Below are 12554 nucleotides of genomic sequence, written 5' to 3' on the forward strand. Positions count from 1 at the left end.
GGGGCTCAATCCAAGCGAGCGCCAGCAACTGCAGCTTCAAAGCCCCTCTCCCCTTGCGGGAGAGGGGTTGGGGAGAGGGGAAGGCGCACAGCGCTGCTCTCGCTGAACAAGACCCCCTGTCCACCACCATGCTAGGCTCCACCCTCCCACGCCACGTCACCAACGTGGCGTTTTTATTTCCCTTCGATCGACAGGAACAGGCCTTATGCCGACCGAACCCAGTACCGCCCTCATTACCAACGACATCGTCGGCCTCGGCCTGATCGCTGCCACCCTGGCGTTGATCTTCTGGCTGGCCAGCGGCCCCACGCCTTTCTGGAAGAAGGTGTTCGCCTGGGTGCCGGCACTGCTGCTGTGCTACTTCATCCCGGCCATCTACAACACCACCGGCCTGATCGACGGCCACGGCACCAAGCTGTACAACCCGATCGCCCGCGACGTGCTGCTGCCGGCGGCGCTGGTGCTGCTCACCCTCTCCATCGACCTGAAAGGCATCGCCCGACTGGGCCCCAAGCTGCTGGTGATGTTCGTTACCGGCACCGTCGGCATCGTGCTGGGTGCAGCGGTGTCGTTCCAGGTGATGAAGTTCATCCATCCGGAAACCGTGGCCGGCGATACCTGGGCCGGCATGGCGGCATTGGCCGGCAGTTGGATCGGTGGCGGGGCCAACATGGCCGCCATGCGTGAGACCTTCAACGTCGATGCCACCACCTTCGGTCAGATCGCGGTGGTCGACGTGGCCTGTGCCAGCCTGTGGATGGCGGTGCTGTTGTGGTTGGCGGGCCGCTCGCAGGCGATTGATGCCAAAAGTGGGGCTGATACCTCGGCCATCGACGACATGAAGCGCCGCATCGCCGAGTACGAAGCCAAGAGCGCGCGCAACCCCAGCCTGACCGACCTGATGGTGATCGTCGGCGTCGGCCTGGGCGTGGTGGGTCTGGCACATGCATTGGCGACACCGCTGGCTGCCTGGTTTGGTGCGAACGTCAGCTGGGCCAGCAAGGCCTCATTGGATTCGTCGTTTGTGTGGGTGGTGATGTTGTCCACCGTTGCGGGTCTGCTGTTGAGCTTTACCCGTGCGCGCAACCTGGAGGCGGCCGGCGCGTCCAAGATCGGCACCTTGTTCCTGTACTTCCTGATTGCCTGCATCGGCATGCAGATGGACCTGCTGTCGCTGGCCGATCGTCCCTGGCTGTTCCTGCTGGGCGTGATCTGGATGGGCGTGCATATCGGCCTGCTGTACGTGGTGGGGCGGATGCTGCGCACGCCGCTGTTCTTCTTCGCGATTGGTTCGCAGGGCAATATCGGCGCGGCGGCATCGGCGCCGGTGGTGGCCGCTGCCTTCCATCCCACGCTGGCGCCGGTGGGTGTGCTGCTGGGCACGGTGGGTTATGCCACCGGCACGGTGATCGCCTACATGACCGGCCTGATGCTGAAGTGGATGGCTGGCGCCTGAGGAGTGCTGGATTTGTAGGAGCGATGCGAGCCGCGGAGCCGGCAGATGCATCTGGTGATCTGTGGTGCCGAGCCATGCTCGGCAGGGCTCTACCGGTAAGGCCCTTGCCGAGCATGGCTCGGCACTACGTGGGGGATTATCGGTAAGGCCGCTGCCGAGCATGGCTCGGCACTACGTGCGGGGTTATCGGTAAGGCCGCTGCCGAGCATGGCTCGGCACTACGTGCGGGATTATCGGTAAGGCCCCTGCCGAGCATGGCTCGGCACTACAGGTAGTAAAAAGGCGGCGCCATTGGCGCCGCCTTTCTTCGTTGCTTGTCTCCGCTGGCTCAGCAGCAGCGGAAGCCGCTCCTGCCGCCGAAGCGGGCTTCCTGGCGTTCGCGAAAGAAGGTCTTGTAGTCCATGACCTCGCGGTCGGGATGCTTCTCGCGCATGTGCCGGACATAGTTGTCGTAGTCCGGTACGCCGCAGCAAAGCCGCGCGGTCTGCACCAGACGCCGCCAGGTGCGGCGGAACGTCTGGTACTGGCCGACGGGGACCAGCTCGGTGCCCATTACAGGTCAACCTCGTGCGGCTTCAGTGCCACGTACGGGGTTTCCTTGTCGGTGCGAACCGGCGAGCGGCGTGCAGCGGCGATGGTCTTCACCGAGTACACCAGCACCGCGAACACCACGAACAGGAACAACGCGGTCAGGCCGGTGTTGATGTAGTTGTTCACCATGACCTGGTGCATCTGGTCGAAGTTCTTCGACGGTGCCAGCAGTTCGCCAGCGGCAATGGCGTCACGGTACTTGTGCGCCTGGGCCAGGAAGCCCACTGCCGGAACGTCGGAGAAGATCTTGATGAAGCCGGCTGCGGTGGTGCAGATCAGCAGCCAGATAGCCGGGACCAGCGGCACCCAGGCGTACTTGTCCTTCTTCATCTTGAACAGCACTACGGTGCACAGCAGCAGTGCCACGCCGGCCAGCATCTGGTTGGCGATGCCGAACAGCGGCCACAACATGTTGATGCCGCCCAACGGGTCGGTCACGCCCTGGTACAGGAAGTAACCCCACAGCGCGACGCAGCCACCGGTGGCGATGAAGCTGGCCACCCACGAATCGGTGCGGCGCAGGGCCGGCACGAAGTTGCCCAGCAGGTCCTGCAGCATGAAGCGGCCCGAACGGGTGCCGGCATCGACGGCGGTCAGGATGAACAGGGCTTCGAACAGGATGGCGAAGTGGTACCAGAACGCCATCATGCCTTCGCCCGGCAGCACAGCGTGCAGGATCTGCGCGATACCAACGGCCAGGGTCGGTGCACCACCGGCGCGCGAGAGGATGGTGGTTTCACCGATCTCTGCCGCAGTGGCAGTCAGCTGGTCCGGGGTGATTGCAAAGCCCCAGTTGGTGACGACCTGGGCCGCGTGCACCACATCGGTGCCGATGATTGCGGCGGGGCTGTTCATCGCGAAGTAGATGCCCGGCTCGATGATCGAAGCGGCAACCATGGCCATGATGGCCACGAACGATTCCATCAGCATGCCGCCGTAACCGATGTAGGCGGCATGGCCCTCATTGGCCAGCAGCTTGGGGGTGGTGCCCGAGCTGATGAGCGCATGGAAACCGGACACCGCGCCGCAGGCAATGGTGATGAACAGGAACGGGAACATGCTGCCCTTCCACACCGGGCCGGTGCCGTCGGCGAACTGGGTCAGCGCCGGCATCTTCAGCTCCGGCATCACGATCAGGATGCCGATGGCGAGACCGACGATCGTGCCGATCTTGAGGAAGGTGGACAGGTAGTCACGCGGGGCCAGCAGCAGCCACACCGGCAGCACGGCGGCGACGAAGCCGTAGCCGATCAGCATCCAGGTGATCTGGATGCCGGTGAAGGTGAACATCGGACCCATCACCGGGTCAGCGGCCACCTTGCCGCCGTACCAGATCGCGGCGATCAGCAGGATCAGGCCGACAATCGAAATCTCGCCGATCTTGCCCGGGCGGATGTAGCGCATGTACACGCCCATCAGGATGGCGATCGGCATGGTCGCGATCACCGTGAACATGCCCCAGGGGCTGCCCTCCAGTGCCTTCACCACGATCATCGCCAGTACCGCGAGGATGATGATCATGATCATGAAAACGCCGAACAGGGCGATGGTGCCGGGTACCTGGCCCATTTCCTCGCGTACCAGATCACCCAGCGAGCGGCCGTTGCGACGGCTGGAGATGAACAGGATCATGAAGTCCTGCACCGCACCGGCCAGCACCACGCCGGCAATCAGCCAGAGCGTGCCGGGCAGGTAGCCCATCTGTGCGGCCAGCACCGGGCCGACCAGCGGGCCGGCGCCGGCAATGGCGGCGAAGTGGTGGCCGAACAATACGTGCTTGTTGGTGGGCACGTAGTCCAGGCCATCGTTGTTGATGACTGCCGGGGTGGCGCGGGTAGGATCAACGCCCAGCACCTTGTTGGCGATGAACAGGCCGTAGTAGCGGAACGCCACCAGATACAGCGAAACCGCTGCGATCACGATCCACAGGGCATTGATGTGTTCGCCGCGGCGTAGCGCCACGACGCCTAGACAGAATGCGCCAATCAGGGACAGCAGCGCCCATCCGGCTTTTGAAAAACCTTTCATCGAGTCGCCTCGCAGGGGAATGTGTCCAAGGTTCTACCCATGCAGGTCGGGGGTCAATGTGCATGGCAGCTGAAGCGGATGCGACTTTGGTCTTAGGCCCATGTCTTGTTGAACATGACTGCGGGGCGGGACTGTGCAGTGGGGATAGGCTTGGCTGGAACAAAGGGTTGCAGCTGTGGCGATTGGCTTGGCGCCCGGCGATGGCCATTGTCTGTCGCATGTTCGAGGAGGTGCCTCATGAGTAAGCAAGAATCCGCCCGGGTGATTCGCAGCATCCGCGGCATGCCCACCTCCGACGGTGCTGGCGTCCGCCTGACCCGGGTCATCGGCACACCATCGTTGCCGGAGCTGGATCCGTTCCTGATGCTGGACGAGTTCGGCACGGACCGGGCCGAGGATTACATCGCCGGTTTCCCCGACCACCCGCATCGCGGTTTCGAAACGGTGACCTACATGCTTGATGGCCGCATGCGTCACAAGGACAACCACGGCAACGAGGGTTTGCTGACCCCCGGCAGCGTTCAGTGGATGACGGCTGGTCGCGGTCTGGTGCATTCGGAGATGCCCGAGCAGGAGTCCGGTCGCATGCGCGGCTTCCAACTGTGGGTGAACCTGCCGGCGCGCGACAAGATGCGCGATCCGCGCTATCAGGAATTTGCGCCCGAGCGCATCCCGCAGTTGGCGCCGGCCGAAGGCGTTCGCGTGAAGCTAATCGCCGGTACGGTCGATGCGATCACCGGTCCGATCCAGCAGCCAGCCACCGATCCCGTCTATCTGGATATCAGCTTGAGCCCGGGTAGCGCCTGGAGCTACCGCTTGCCGGGAGGTCACAACGCCTTCGCCTATGTGTTCGAAGGCAGTGCAGTGCTGGGCGAGGGCGAGAGTGCGCGCACGGTGGAACTGCAGCAACTGGCGGTGCTGGGTGAGGGCAGCCGGCTGCAGATGCGTGCCGACGCCGAAGGTGCGCGCTTGATCCTGGTTGCCGGGCGTCCGCTGCGTGAGCCGGTAGCGCGGCACGGGCCGTTCGTGATGAACACCCGCGAAGAATTGATGCAGGCCTTTGTCGACTATCAGGAAGGGCGCTTCTGAACGATGACCGGTCCCTCGTTGCAAGGACGGGACCGGTATCAATCGGGCTTCATCACCGGCCCGTTATCAACGGGCCGGTATCCGCTGTGGATCAGTTGCTGCCGGCCAACGCGGAGGGGTTGAGATTCAAGGTCTGGGTCAGGCTCTGCAGCGTGCCCAACTCAGTGGTATCGGCGGCATCGATCCAGATCTGCGCATAACGGTTCTTGTCCAGCTTGACCACGCTGATGCGACGCGACTCCAGACCGGGCAGGTCACGGCCGCCCATGTCCAACTTGTACCAATGCATCGTCTCGCCGCCGAACTCGCCTTTCTCCGCGCGCAAGGGGCGGTTCAAGACCAGGCCGGGATCACGCCCGCTCAGCATCATGTTGAGCACTGCACGGCCATCTTCGGTGGTGGCTTTGCAGACGATGAAATCGCTTTGTGTCTGTTGCTCCCAATGCAGGCCACTGCTGGCCGGCAGTGATGGGCACTGCACGGCCTGCTGGGCGGAAGCGTGGGTGCTGGCGGCAAGCGCCAACGCAGCGGAAAAAACAAGGACAGTCTTCACTTCGCATTCCCCCAAGGAACATCGGCTCAACGGCACGACAAGAAACGTGTGGATGGTTCTGAAGGCAGTACTGGCTGGTGGGTGGTATCCCTCCCTCGGTACGTGCATCCCCATGCGCGCCAGCCAGGTTGCGACGGTATTACAAAATCCCCGTCACTTGCAAAAAGTATTTGGACCCATGAAAAACGGCCCCTTGTAGGGGGCCGTTTTGGCGAAATGCTAACAACTGAAACAAATTCGATGGCTTACTTGTCGCTACCGATCCACTTGTAGGCCAGGCCGCCGATGGCCGCACCGAGGATCGGTGCCACCCAGAACAACCACAACTGGCTGATTGCGCCGGAGCCGGCGAACAGGGCGACGGCGGTGGAGCGGGCCGGGTTCACCGAGGTATTGGTGACCGGGATGCTGATCAGGTGGATCAGGGTCAGGGCCAGGCCAATGGCGATCGGCGCGAAGCCGGCCGGGGCGCGACCGTGGGTGGCACCCATGATGACGATCAGGAACACCGCGGTCAGCACCACTTCGCACAGGAAGGCAGCCGCAACGGTGTAGCCACCCGGCGACAGTGCCCCATAGCCGTTGCTGGCAAATGCACCTGGCTGGCTGCCATCAATCAGGAAGCTGGCATTGCCTTGGGCAATCTGCAGCAGGATGAAGGCTGCCAGGATGCCGCCCAGCACCTGGGCAACGATATAGGGCAGCAGGTCCTTGGCCGGGAAGCGACCACCGGCCCACAGGCCGATGCTCACCGCCGGGTTGAAGTGTGCGCCGGAGATGTGGCCGAACGCATAGGCACCGGTCAGTACGGTCAGGCCGAAGGCCAGGGCAACACCGACAAAGCCAATACCCAGCGGATTGCCGTCACCGCCGAACTTCGCGGCCAGTACCGCGCTGCCGCAGCCGCCCAATACCAGCCAGAAGGTGCCGAGGAACTCGGCAGCCAAACGCTTTCCCATGCTCATGATGATGTTCCCTTTGTTTTCCCCGGTGCGGGTGTGGGGAAAATAACGGAGAAGCGGGGAAGATGAGTAGGGAAATCGTTAACTATTTCTCGCTTTTCCCTGTAGTGCTTTAGGCCTATGCGTGATTTGCGGGTAGCCAGTTACGGAAAAGCGGGGACGGGCATGGGAAGGCCGTCCACGCTTCGGTGAGGGAATTGGTGTCAACCGGGTAGGGGGATGAATTCCTTGTCGTCCCCGGGGATCGTGCCGAAGCGACCATTCTGCCAATCATCCTTGGCCTGCTCGATGCGTTCCTTGGAGCTGGAGACGAAGTTCCACCACAGGTGGCGCGGGCCGTCGAGCGGCTCGCCGCCCATCAGCATTGCCTTGACAGGGGTCTTGGCGCGGAAGCGACCGCGTGCACCCGCTTCGGGAATGACCAGGTGCTGGGTGGGGATATCCACACCGTCCAGCTGGGCATCGCCTTCAAGTATGTAGAGCGCGCGTTCGACGTGGGAGTTGTCCAGGTCGATCTCGGCACCGGGCTCCAGGTCGATGGCGACGTTCAAGGTGTCAGCGAAGACCTTGACCGGCGATTCCTCGCCATAGGCACGACCGGCGATGACCCGCAGCCAGGCACCATCACGGTGCTGCTGTGGCAACTGGTCAGCGGAAAAGTGGAAGAAGCCGGGATCGGTTTCCTCATGGCTCTTGGGCAGCGCCACCCAGGTCTGCATGCCGTGCAGCGCCTGCGCGTGTTCGCGCGCCTCGGTGGGGCTGCGCTCGGAGTGGGCGATGCCCCTGCCTGCGGTCATCCAGTTGACGTCGCCGGGGCGGATGATCTGCTCCGAACCCAAGGTGTCGCGGTGGCCGATCTGCCCGGCCCACAGGAAGGTCACCGTGGCCAGGCCGATGTGCGGATGCGGGCGCACGTCGATGCCCTGGCCAGGACTGAAGATGGCCGGACCCATATGGTCCACGAACACGAACGAACCCACGCTGCGCGCCTGCAGGGTAGGCACGGCGCGGCGGACCTGGAAGCCGCCAAGGTCATGGACGCGCGGGCTGATGATGGTGGTCATGGCTGGCTGCTCCGGATTGCTTGAAGGTGCGGGCAGGATGGCATGGCTGGAGCGAAGAGGGGGTTACCGTGCGGGGAATGGATTGTTGTTTTGGTGGGAAGGGTGGAAAAGCTGGAAGCGTTACCCCTCCCCAACCCTCCCCTTCGCTGCGCGAAAGGGAGGGGGCGAAGCGGCTGCCCTCCGCGCAACCTGGGCTTTGGCCCCCTCCCTTTGCCGAAGGCAAGGGGAGGGTTGGGGAGGGGTGAGCTTCTGCTCCTGCTCTTCCTGAGAGTTCAGAGCAAGAGAACAAAACCCCTCTCCCCACAGCTACGCAGTGCCCATACCAAAACCTCCTGCAAAGAACGGATTCCATCGCGAAGGGGCTACAATCGCCGCCTCACTTCCCCATCCGGAGACCTCCGCAGTGACCCGCAAACTCGTGCTGTTGCGCCATGGCCAGAGCCAGTGGAACCTCGACAACCGCTTCACCGGCTGGGTGGACGTGGACCTGACCGAGCAGGGCCGCCAGGAGGCTGCCACCGCCGGCCGGCTGATGAAGGAAGAAGGCCTGCAGTTCGACGTGGCCCACACCTCGGTGCTCAAGCGCGCCATCCACACCCTGCAGGGTGCGCTGGCCGAACTGGGCCAGGATTGGCTGCCGGTCAACAAGTCCTGGCGCTTGAACGAGCGCCACTACGGTGGCCTGCAAGGCCTGGACAAGGCCGAGACCGCCGCCAAGCACGGCGAGGAGCAGGTCAAGGTGTGGCGTCGTTCCTACGACATCCCGCCGCCGCCGATGGAGCTGGCCGATCCGGGCCACCCGATCCACGACCGTCGTTATGCCGGCCTGGATCGCAATGCGCTGCCGGCCACCGAATCGCTGGCCACCACGCTGGACCGCGTGCTGCCGTACTGGCACGACGCCATCGCCCCGCAGCTGAAGGACGGCAAGACCGTGCTGGTCACTGCCCACGGGAATTCGCTGCGCGCGCTGTACAAGTACCTCAACAACGTGAGCAAGGAAGAAATCCTCGAGCTCAACATCCCGACCGGCATTCCGTTGCTGTTCGAATTGAACGATGACCTTACCGTCAAGTCGTTCCGTTACCTGGGCGATCCGGAAGCCGCCAAGAAGGCCGCCGAGGCCGTGGCCAACCAGGGTAAGGCCAAGTAAGCGATTCGCCGGGAGTGGCACCGCTGTTGCCTGCTCCAGCGGTGAATCACTCAAAGACCGATGCCAACATGCTGGCATCGGTCTTTTTGTTTGTTTGTAGGAGCGGCGTAAGCCGCGAAGCTGGCAACGCTTGAATCGCCGGCCCAGCTGTCATCTGATGATCTCCCTGCTTCGCGGCTGACGCCGCTCCCACAATAAGATCCGGCTTAGCGTCGTGTGAGTGATGCCTGGGAGTAGCGTTGCGGATCAGCGACGGCACGCCGGGTCGGCTTGGCATACCCGGTTGTCGCGTTCGGCAGCCTGTTTGCCCAAGCTGAGCCCGACGACCAGCTGGAACATGAGCGCTACCAGGACCAGGCTGGCGATCCACAGGCCGATCTTCATCCGGTCAGCTGGACTGATCGCCGCAGCCCTGGCTGCCGGGCTGGCGATGGATTCGCCAGTATCGAGGAGGTCCCCCGCCGCAACCTCCAGCGCAGCCGCAACCGCCATCCGTGACTCAAGCGAGGCGTTGCCTTCGGTTTCCAGTCGTTGCACCGTGCGCGGGCTCAAACCGCAGATGCTGGCCAGGTGTTCCTGCGACCAGCCGCGGGCTTCGCGCAGTTGCTTGATCCGCTTTCCGTCGATCTTCACTGTTTCATCTTCCATGCCGCGCTCCTGCCGATGTTAGCTGAGCTGCGAGGCTGCCGGACAACAGCGCTCGACAACACGACAGAAAGCCGACAGCAGTGTGTCGTCCCAAAGGAATCAACGGCTTGCGTGCTTCCAAGGTGCCGGCAGAACTGCTCCTCCGCGCGCATGCAGTTGAGAGGGACAGTCTTCGGATGGGGCTGTGCCATGCCATCATCGGGCATTGATCACGATGACTGGAGTGTCTGCTTGAGCAAATGGATGATGTCGGTAGTGGCAATGGTGGCGCTGAGCGCCTGTAGTGGTGCTCACCAAGCTGCACCCAATGCCACACCGGAAGCGGCCGCCGCGAAGCCTGCAGCAGCAAGCGCGCAGCGTGGCGAAGGCAACCCTTATGAAGTGCTGGGCAGTGAAGTCTGGGACGTGCCGGATCCGGTCAGTGGTCGCAAATACCAGGTGTTCGTCGCCCTGCCAGCCGGCTACGCCGACAACCCGGGCAAGCGTTATCCTGTCTTGTACGTCACGGATGCCGACTATGCCTTCCCGCTGGTCTGGCAGATGGCGCGGCGCTTGAATGTCGAAGGCCGCAAGATCGAGGACTTCATCCTGGTCGGCCTGTCCTATGCCAAGGGCGAGGGCGGCATGCAGAGCCGCCGCCGCGATTACACGCCAACCACCAGGGGCCCGAGTGGATCGCCGGCCGATGCCGTGCACGGTGGCGCCAGCGACTACATCAGCTACCTGGAAACGCAGGTGCTGCCCTTCGTGGCCAAGCGCTTCCGCAGTGACGAAAGCCGGCGCATGTTCCTCGGCCATTCCTACGGTGCCTTGCTGGGGACGCAGGTGCTGCTGGAACGCCCGCAATTGTTCAATGGCTACATCCTCGGCAGCCCGTCGTACTGGTTCGACAAGCACGAGATGGAGCGTCGACTGGCCGCGGCAGGCAAGCCCGCCGAGCTCCCGGTGCGGGCCTATATGTATGTCGGCGAGTATGAGTCGATGCAGCACGGCGGCGATGCCGACATGGTGGTGGATGCGCAGCGCATGATCGGTCTGCTGGGCGCGCGTGGCGGCCAGTCACTGGAGCTGAAGCTGGACGTGCTCAATGACGAGGACCATCTCAGTGTCGCGCCGCGTGGCTTCATGCATGGCTTGAAGTACCTGCTGGCCGCGCCAAAGGGCTGAGCCGCCCAATCCCCAGGGTCGGGCCCGGCACGCACAGCGGCCGGGCCGGGCTTGCGCTACCACGACCAACGGCAGGTGTGCCGACCTGCGGCTTGGCTAGACTGCGTTCAATCCCTGCCACCCGCGCCACGCCATGTCCTCGCCGCCAACCACGCATCGGATCGATGCCGCGCAGGGCCCAAGCCGACGCCGGGTGTTCAGCGGCGAGCACCTGGCTGCACGGGTCAGCTGGTACGCGCCGGGTGAGCGCATGCACCGACACGCGCACGACCAGAACCTGCGTAGCCGCACAACGTAAAAGCCCGGCATTACGCCGGGCTCTCGTGCAGCAAGGTGATCCGTTGCGGCTTACTTGAAATCCAGAGTCTTCTCGAAGGACTTCAGTTCATGCCGCGCCATTGCCAGGTTGGCGTGGGTGCGGTCGAGCACGACGTACAGGAACAGATCCTTGCTGCCGTCCAGCGGGCGGATCAGGTGGTACTGCTTGGACAGGGTGAGCAGGATGTCTTCCACCACGTCGCTCAGGCCCAGTGAACTGGCTACGCGGCGCTTGGCGCGCACGACATCCGCGTTGCCGGCAGCGGCGACCTCCATATTGATGGAGCCGCCACCCAGGGTGCCCAGCGCCATGCCGCTGTCGCTGTCCACCAGTGCGGCGCCGATGAAACCCGCAATTTCGCTCAAAGCATCAAGTTTTACGTTTGCAGCCATTTCTCATCCAATGAAGTAACGATTTCTACAAAAGCAAAGCCCGCACCGGTCCTGCCAGGGCGAGCGGCCGCGCAGCATAACGAAAACAGTTGAGCGTATGCGAACCAATCAGGTATGCGGCCCGCAACAGCGCGTCCTGTTACGGCGGCAGGTGTTGGATAGCGCGGTCAATGCGCGCGGCAGTGCGCGCAGGAGGCCTTCATTTCGCACTGGATGGAGGCTGTTGGCACGCCTGTCAGCATGGCGTCCACCCGCTGCGGAAAGCGGCAATGGAACCGTCACGGCCAGTTTACGGGCAAGTCGCAGAATGGCCCTCAACGGACGCGTGCCCATGCAGACAGGGGAGGGCGCCTTTCCACCATTGGCCATCACAATCAGCAGGAGCACACGTCATGAACAAGCCGGCAGTGGTTCTGGTACATGGTTTCTGGGGCGGGGCCGCGCATTGGGCGCAGGTGATACTGGAACTCAGGCGGCTGGGTTACCAGGATATCCGTGCGGTTGAAAATCCGCTTACTTCGTTGGCCGATGACGCCGAACGCACCCGCAAGATGGTGGCGCAGATAGAAGGACCGGTGATCCTGGCAGGGCATTCCTACGGCGGCGCGGTGATCAGCCAGGCAGGTAACCAGGCCAATGTGACAGCGCTGGTGTTCATTGCCGCGTTTGCTCCGGATGCCGGTGAAAGCCCCGGCGGCATCACCCAGCAACATCTTCCCGCCGCGGCCCCGAACCTGGCGCCTGACAGTGATGGTTACCTGTGGTTGAAGGCCGACAAATTCCACGAGAGTTTCTGTCAGGACCTGCCCGAAGAACAGGGTTTCGTCATGGCGGTGACACAGAAGGCGCCCTTGGCCAGCACCTTCGGTGACGCCATCAGTGACCCCGCCTGGAGGCACAAGCCGAGCTGGTACCAGATCTCCAGCCAGGACCGGATGATCGCACCGGAGAATCAGCAGGCCATGTCCGCCCGCCTCAATGCGCGCAAGGTGATCACCCTGGAGGCCGGGCATGCGTCATTGGCATCGCATCCGGCGGAGGTTGCGGCCTTGATCGATGAGGCTGCGGCAGCTACAGCCGGCTGAAGAGATGCGCCGGCAAGTGTGGCTGCATCCTGGCAGTCGGCAGGGCG

At 63.4% G+C, this 12554-nt stretch carries 13 protein-coding genes; 6 read left to right on the forward strand and 7 right to left on the reverse strand.

Annotated features, from left to right (window positions below; all coding sequences use genetic code 11):
- Nucleotides 1–205 precede the first annotated feature (205 nt).
- The gene (locus tag RT131_RS04140; RefSeq protein WP_313170531.1) at nt 206–1456 is read left to right on the forward strand and encodes a DUF819 family protein; all 1251 of its coding nucleotides are present in this window, start codon (nt 206–208) and stop codon (nt 1454–1456) included.
- Nucleotides 1457–1784: 328 nt separating this feature from the next.
- Here RT131_RS04140 and RT131_RS04145 read toward each other — a convergent pair whose 3' ends face one another.
- Together RT131_RS04145 and RT131_RS04150 are read right to left on the reverse strand one after the other, a co-directional pair.
- Complete coding sequence (locus tag RT131_RS04145) at nt 1785–2009, reverse strand: CstA-like transporter-associated (seleno)protein (RefSeq protein ID WP_057626620.1); 225 nt, start codon at nt 2007–2009, stop codon at nt 1785–1787.
- Entirely contained in the window at nt 2009–4075 is a 2067-nt protein-coding gene (locus RT131_RS04150) for a carbon starvation CstA family protein (RefSeq protein ID WP_313170533.1), read from the reverse strand. Before RT131_RS04150 ends, RT131_RS04145 begins: the two co-directional genes overlap by 1 nt.
- 237 nt (nt 4076–4312) lie before the next feature.
- On the opposite strand from RT131_RS04150, the gene RT131_RS04155 reads away from it, so the two are divergent.
- Entirely contained in the window at nt 4313–5164 is an 852-nt protein-coding gene (locus RT131_RS04155) for a pirin family protein (RefSeq protein WP_313170535.1), read from the forward strand.
- A gap of 91 nt (nt 5165–5255) precedes the next feature.
- On the opposite strand, the gene RT131_RS04160 is transcribed toward RT131_RS04155, so the two are convergent.
- From RT131_RS04160 to RT131_RS04170, 3 genes are all read right to left on the reverse strand, one after another.
- Nucleotides 5256–5717: a hypothetical protein gene (locus RT131_RS04160; RefSeq protein WP_313170537.1), complete on the reverse strand. Its 462-nt coding sequence runs from the start codon at nt 5715–5717 to the stop codon at nt 5256–5258.
- A gap of 245 nt (nt 5718–5962) precedes the next feature.
- Complete coding sequence (aqpZ, locus tag RT131_RS04165) at nt 5963–6682, reverse strand: aquaporin Z (protein ID WP_313170538.1); 720 nt, start codon at nt 6680–6682, stop codon at nt 5963–5965.
- Between the two features lie 200 nt (nt 6683–6882).
- Nucleotides 6883–7743, reverse strand: a complete 861-nt coding sequence (locus RT131_RS04170; RefSeq protein ID WP_313170540.1) for a pirin family protein — start codon at nt 7741–7743, stop codon at nt 6883–6885.
- A gap of 403 nt (nt 7744–8146) precedes the next feature.
- Between RT131_RS04170 and gpmA the strand changes: the two genes are divergently transcribed.
- A complete protein-coding gene (gene gpmA, locus RT131_RS04175) occupies nt 8147–8896 on the forward strand; it encodes a 2,3-diphosphoglycerate-dependent phosphoglycerate mutase (RefSeq protein WP_293707913.1) in 750 nt (249 codons plus the stop codon).
- Nucleotides 8897–9142: 246 nt separating this feature from the next.
- Here the strand turns inward: gpmA and RT131_RS04180 are convergent, their stop codons facing one another.
- Entirely contained in the window at nt 9143–9544 is a 402-nt protein-coding gene (locus RT131_RS04180; protein ID WP_313170542.1) for a helix-turn-helix domain-containing protein, read from the reverse strand.
- Nucleotides 9545–9805: 261 nt separating this feature from the next.
- Between RT131_RS04180 and RT131_RS04185 the strand changes: the two genes are divergently transcribed.
- Together RT131_RS04185 and RT131_RS04190 are read left to right on the forward strand one after the other, a co-directional pair.
- Nucleotides 9806–10711: an alpha/beta hydrolase-fold protein gene (locus tag RT131_RS04185; RefSeq protein WP_313170765.1), complete on the forward strand. Its 906-nt coding sequence runs from the start codon at nt 9806–9808 to the stop codon at nt 10709–10711.
- A 133-nt stretch (nt 10712–10844) separates the two neighbouring features.
- Nucleotides 10845–11009 (forward strand): hypothetical protein, encoded by a 165-nt coding sequence (locus RT131_RS04190; RefSeq protein WP_313170544.1) that lies wholly within the window; start codon nt 10845–10847, stop codon nt 11007–11009.
- Between the two features lie 50 nt (nt 11010–11059).
- Here the strand turns inward: RT131_RS04190 and RT131_RS04195 are convergent, their stop codons facing one another.
- Nucleotides 11060–11422 carry a roadblock/LC7 domain-containing protein gene (locus RT131_RS04195; RefSeq protein ID WP_313170546.1) on the reverse strand — a complete coding sequence of 121 codons (363 nt, stop codon included), beginning with the start codon at nt 11420–11422 and terminating at the stop codon, nt 11060–11062.
- 392 nt (nt 11423–11814) lie between these two features.
- Here RT131_RS04195 and RT131_RS04200 point away from each other — a divergent pair, with 392 nt between their 5' ends.
- Entirely contained in the window at nt 11815–12507 is a 693-nt protein-coding gene (locus tag RT131_RS04200; protein ID WP_313170548.1) for an alpha/beta hydrolase, read from the forward strand.
- Nucleotides 12508–12554: the final 47 nt, after the last annotated feature.

It is taken from the genome of Stenotrophomonas sp., from assembly GCF_032066555.1.
Lineage (GTDB): Bacteria > Pseudomonadota > Gammaproteobacteria > Xanthomonadales > Xanthomonadaceae > Stenotrophomonas.

Coding starts and splice junctions, on each gene's coding strand:
- RT131_RS04190 (WP_313170544.1), top strand. CDS start 10,845: ATGTCCTCGCCGCCAACCACGCATCGGATCGATGCCGCGCAGGGCCCA.
- RT131_RS04185 (WP_313170765.1), top strand. CDS start 9,806: ATGGTGGCGCTGAGCGCCTGTAGTGGTGCTCACCAAGCTGCACCCAAT.
- RT131_RS04140 (WP_313170531.1), top strand. CDS start 206: ATGCCGACCGAACCCAGTACCGCCCTCATTACCAACGACATCGTCGGC.
- aqpZ (WP_313170538.1), bottom strand. CDS start 6,682: ATGAGCATGGGAAAGCGTTTGGCTGCCGAGTTCCTCGGCACCTTCTGG.
- RT131_RS04145 (WP_057626620.1), bottom strand. CDS start 2,009: ATGGGCACCGAGCTGGTCCCCGTCGGCCAGTACCAGACGTTCCGCCGC.
- RT131_RS04200 (WP_313170548.1), top strand. CDS start 11,815: ATGAACAAGCCGGCAGTGGTTCTGGTACATGGTTTCTGGGGCGGGGCC.
- RT131_RS04150 (WP_313170533.1), bottom strand. CDS start 4,075: ATGAAAGGTTTTTCAAAAGCCGGATGGGCGCTGCTGTCCCTGATTGGC.
- RT131_RS04155 (WP_313170535.1), top strand. CDS start 4,313: ATGAGTAAGCAAGAATCCGCCCGGGTGATTCGCAGCATCCGCGGCATG.
- RT131_RS04170 (WP_313170540.1), bottom strand. CDS start 7,743: ATGACCACCATCATCAGCCCGCGCGTCCATGACCTTGGCGGCTTCCAG.
- RT131_RS04180 (WP_313170542.1), bottom strand. CDS start 9,544: ATGGAAGATGAAACAGTGAAGATCGACGGAAAGCGGATCAAGCAACTG.
- RT131_RS04195 (WP_313170546.1), bottom strand. CDS start 11,422: ATGGCTGCAAACGTAAAACTTGATGCTTTGAGCGAAATTGCGGGTTTC.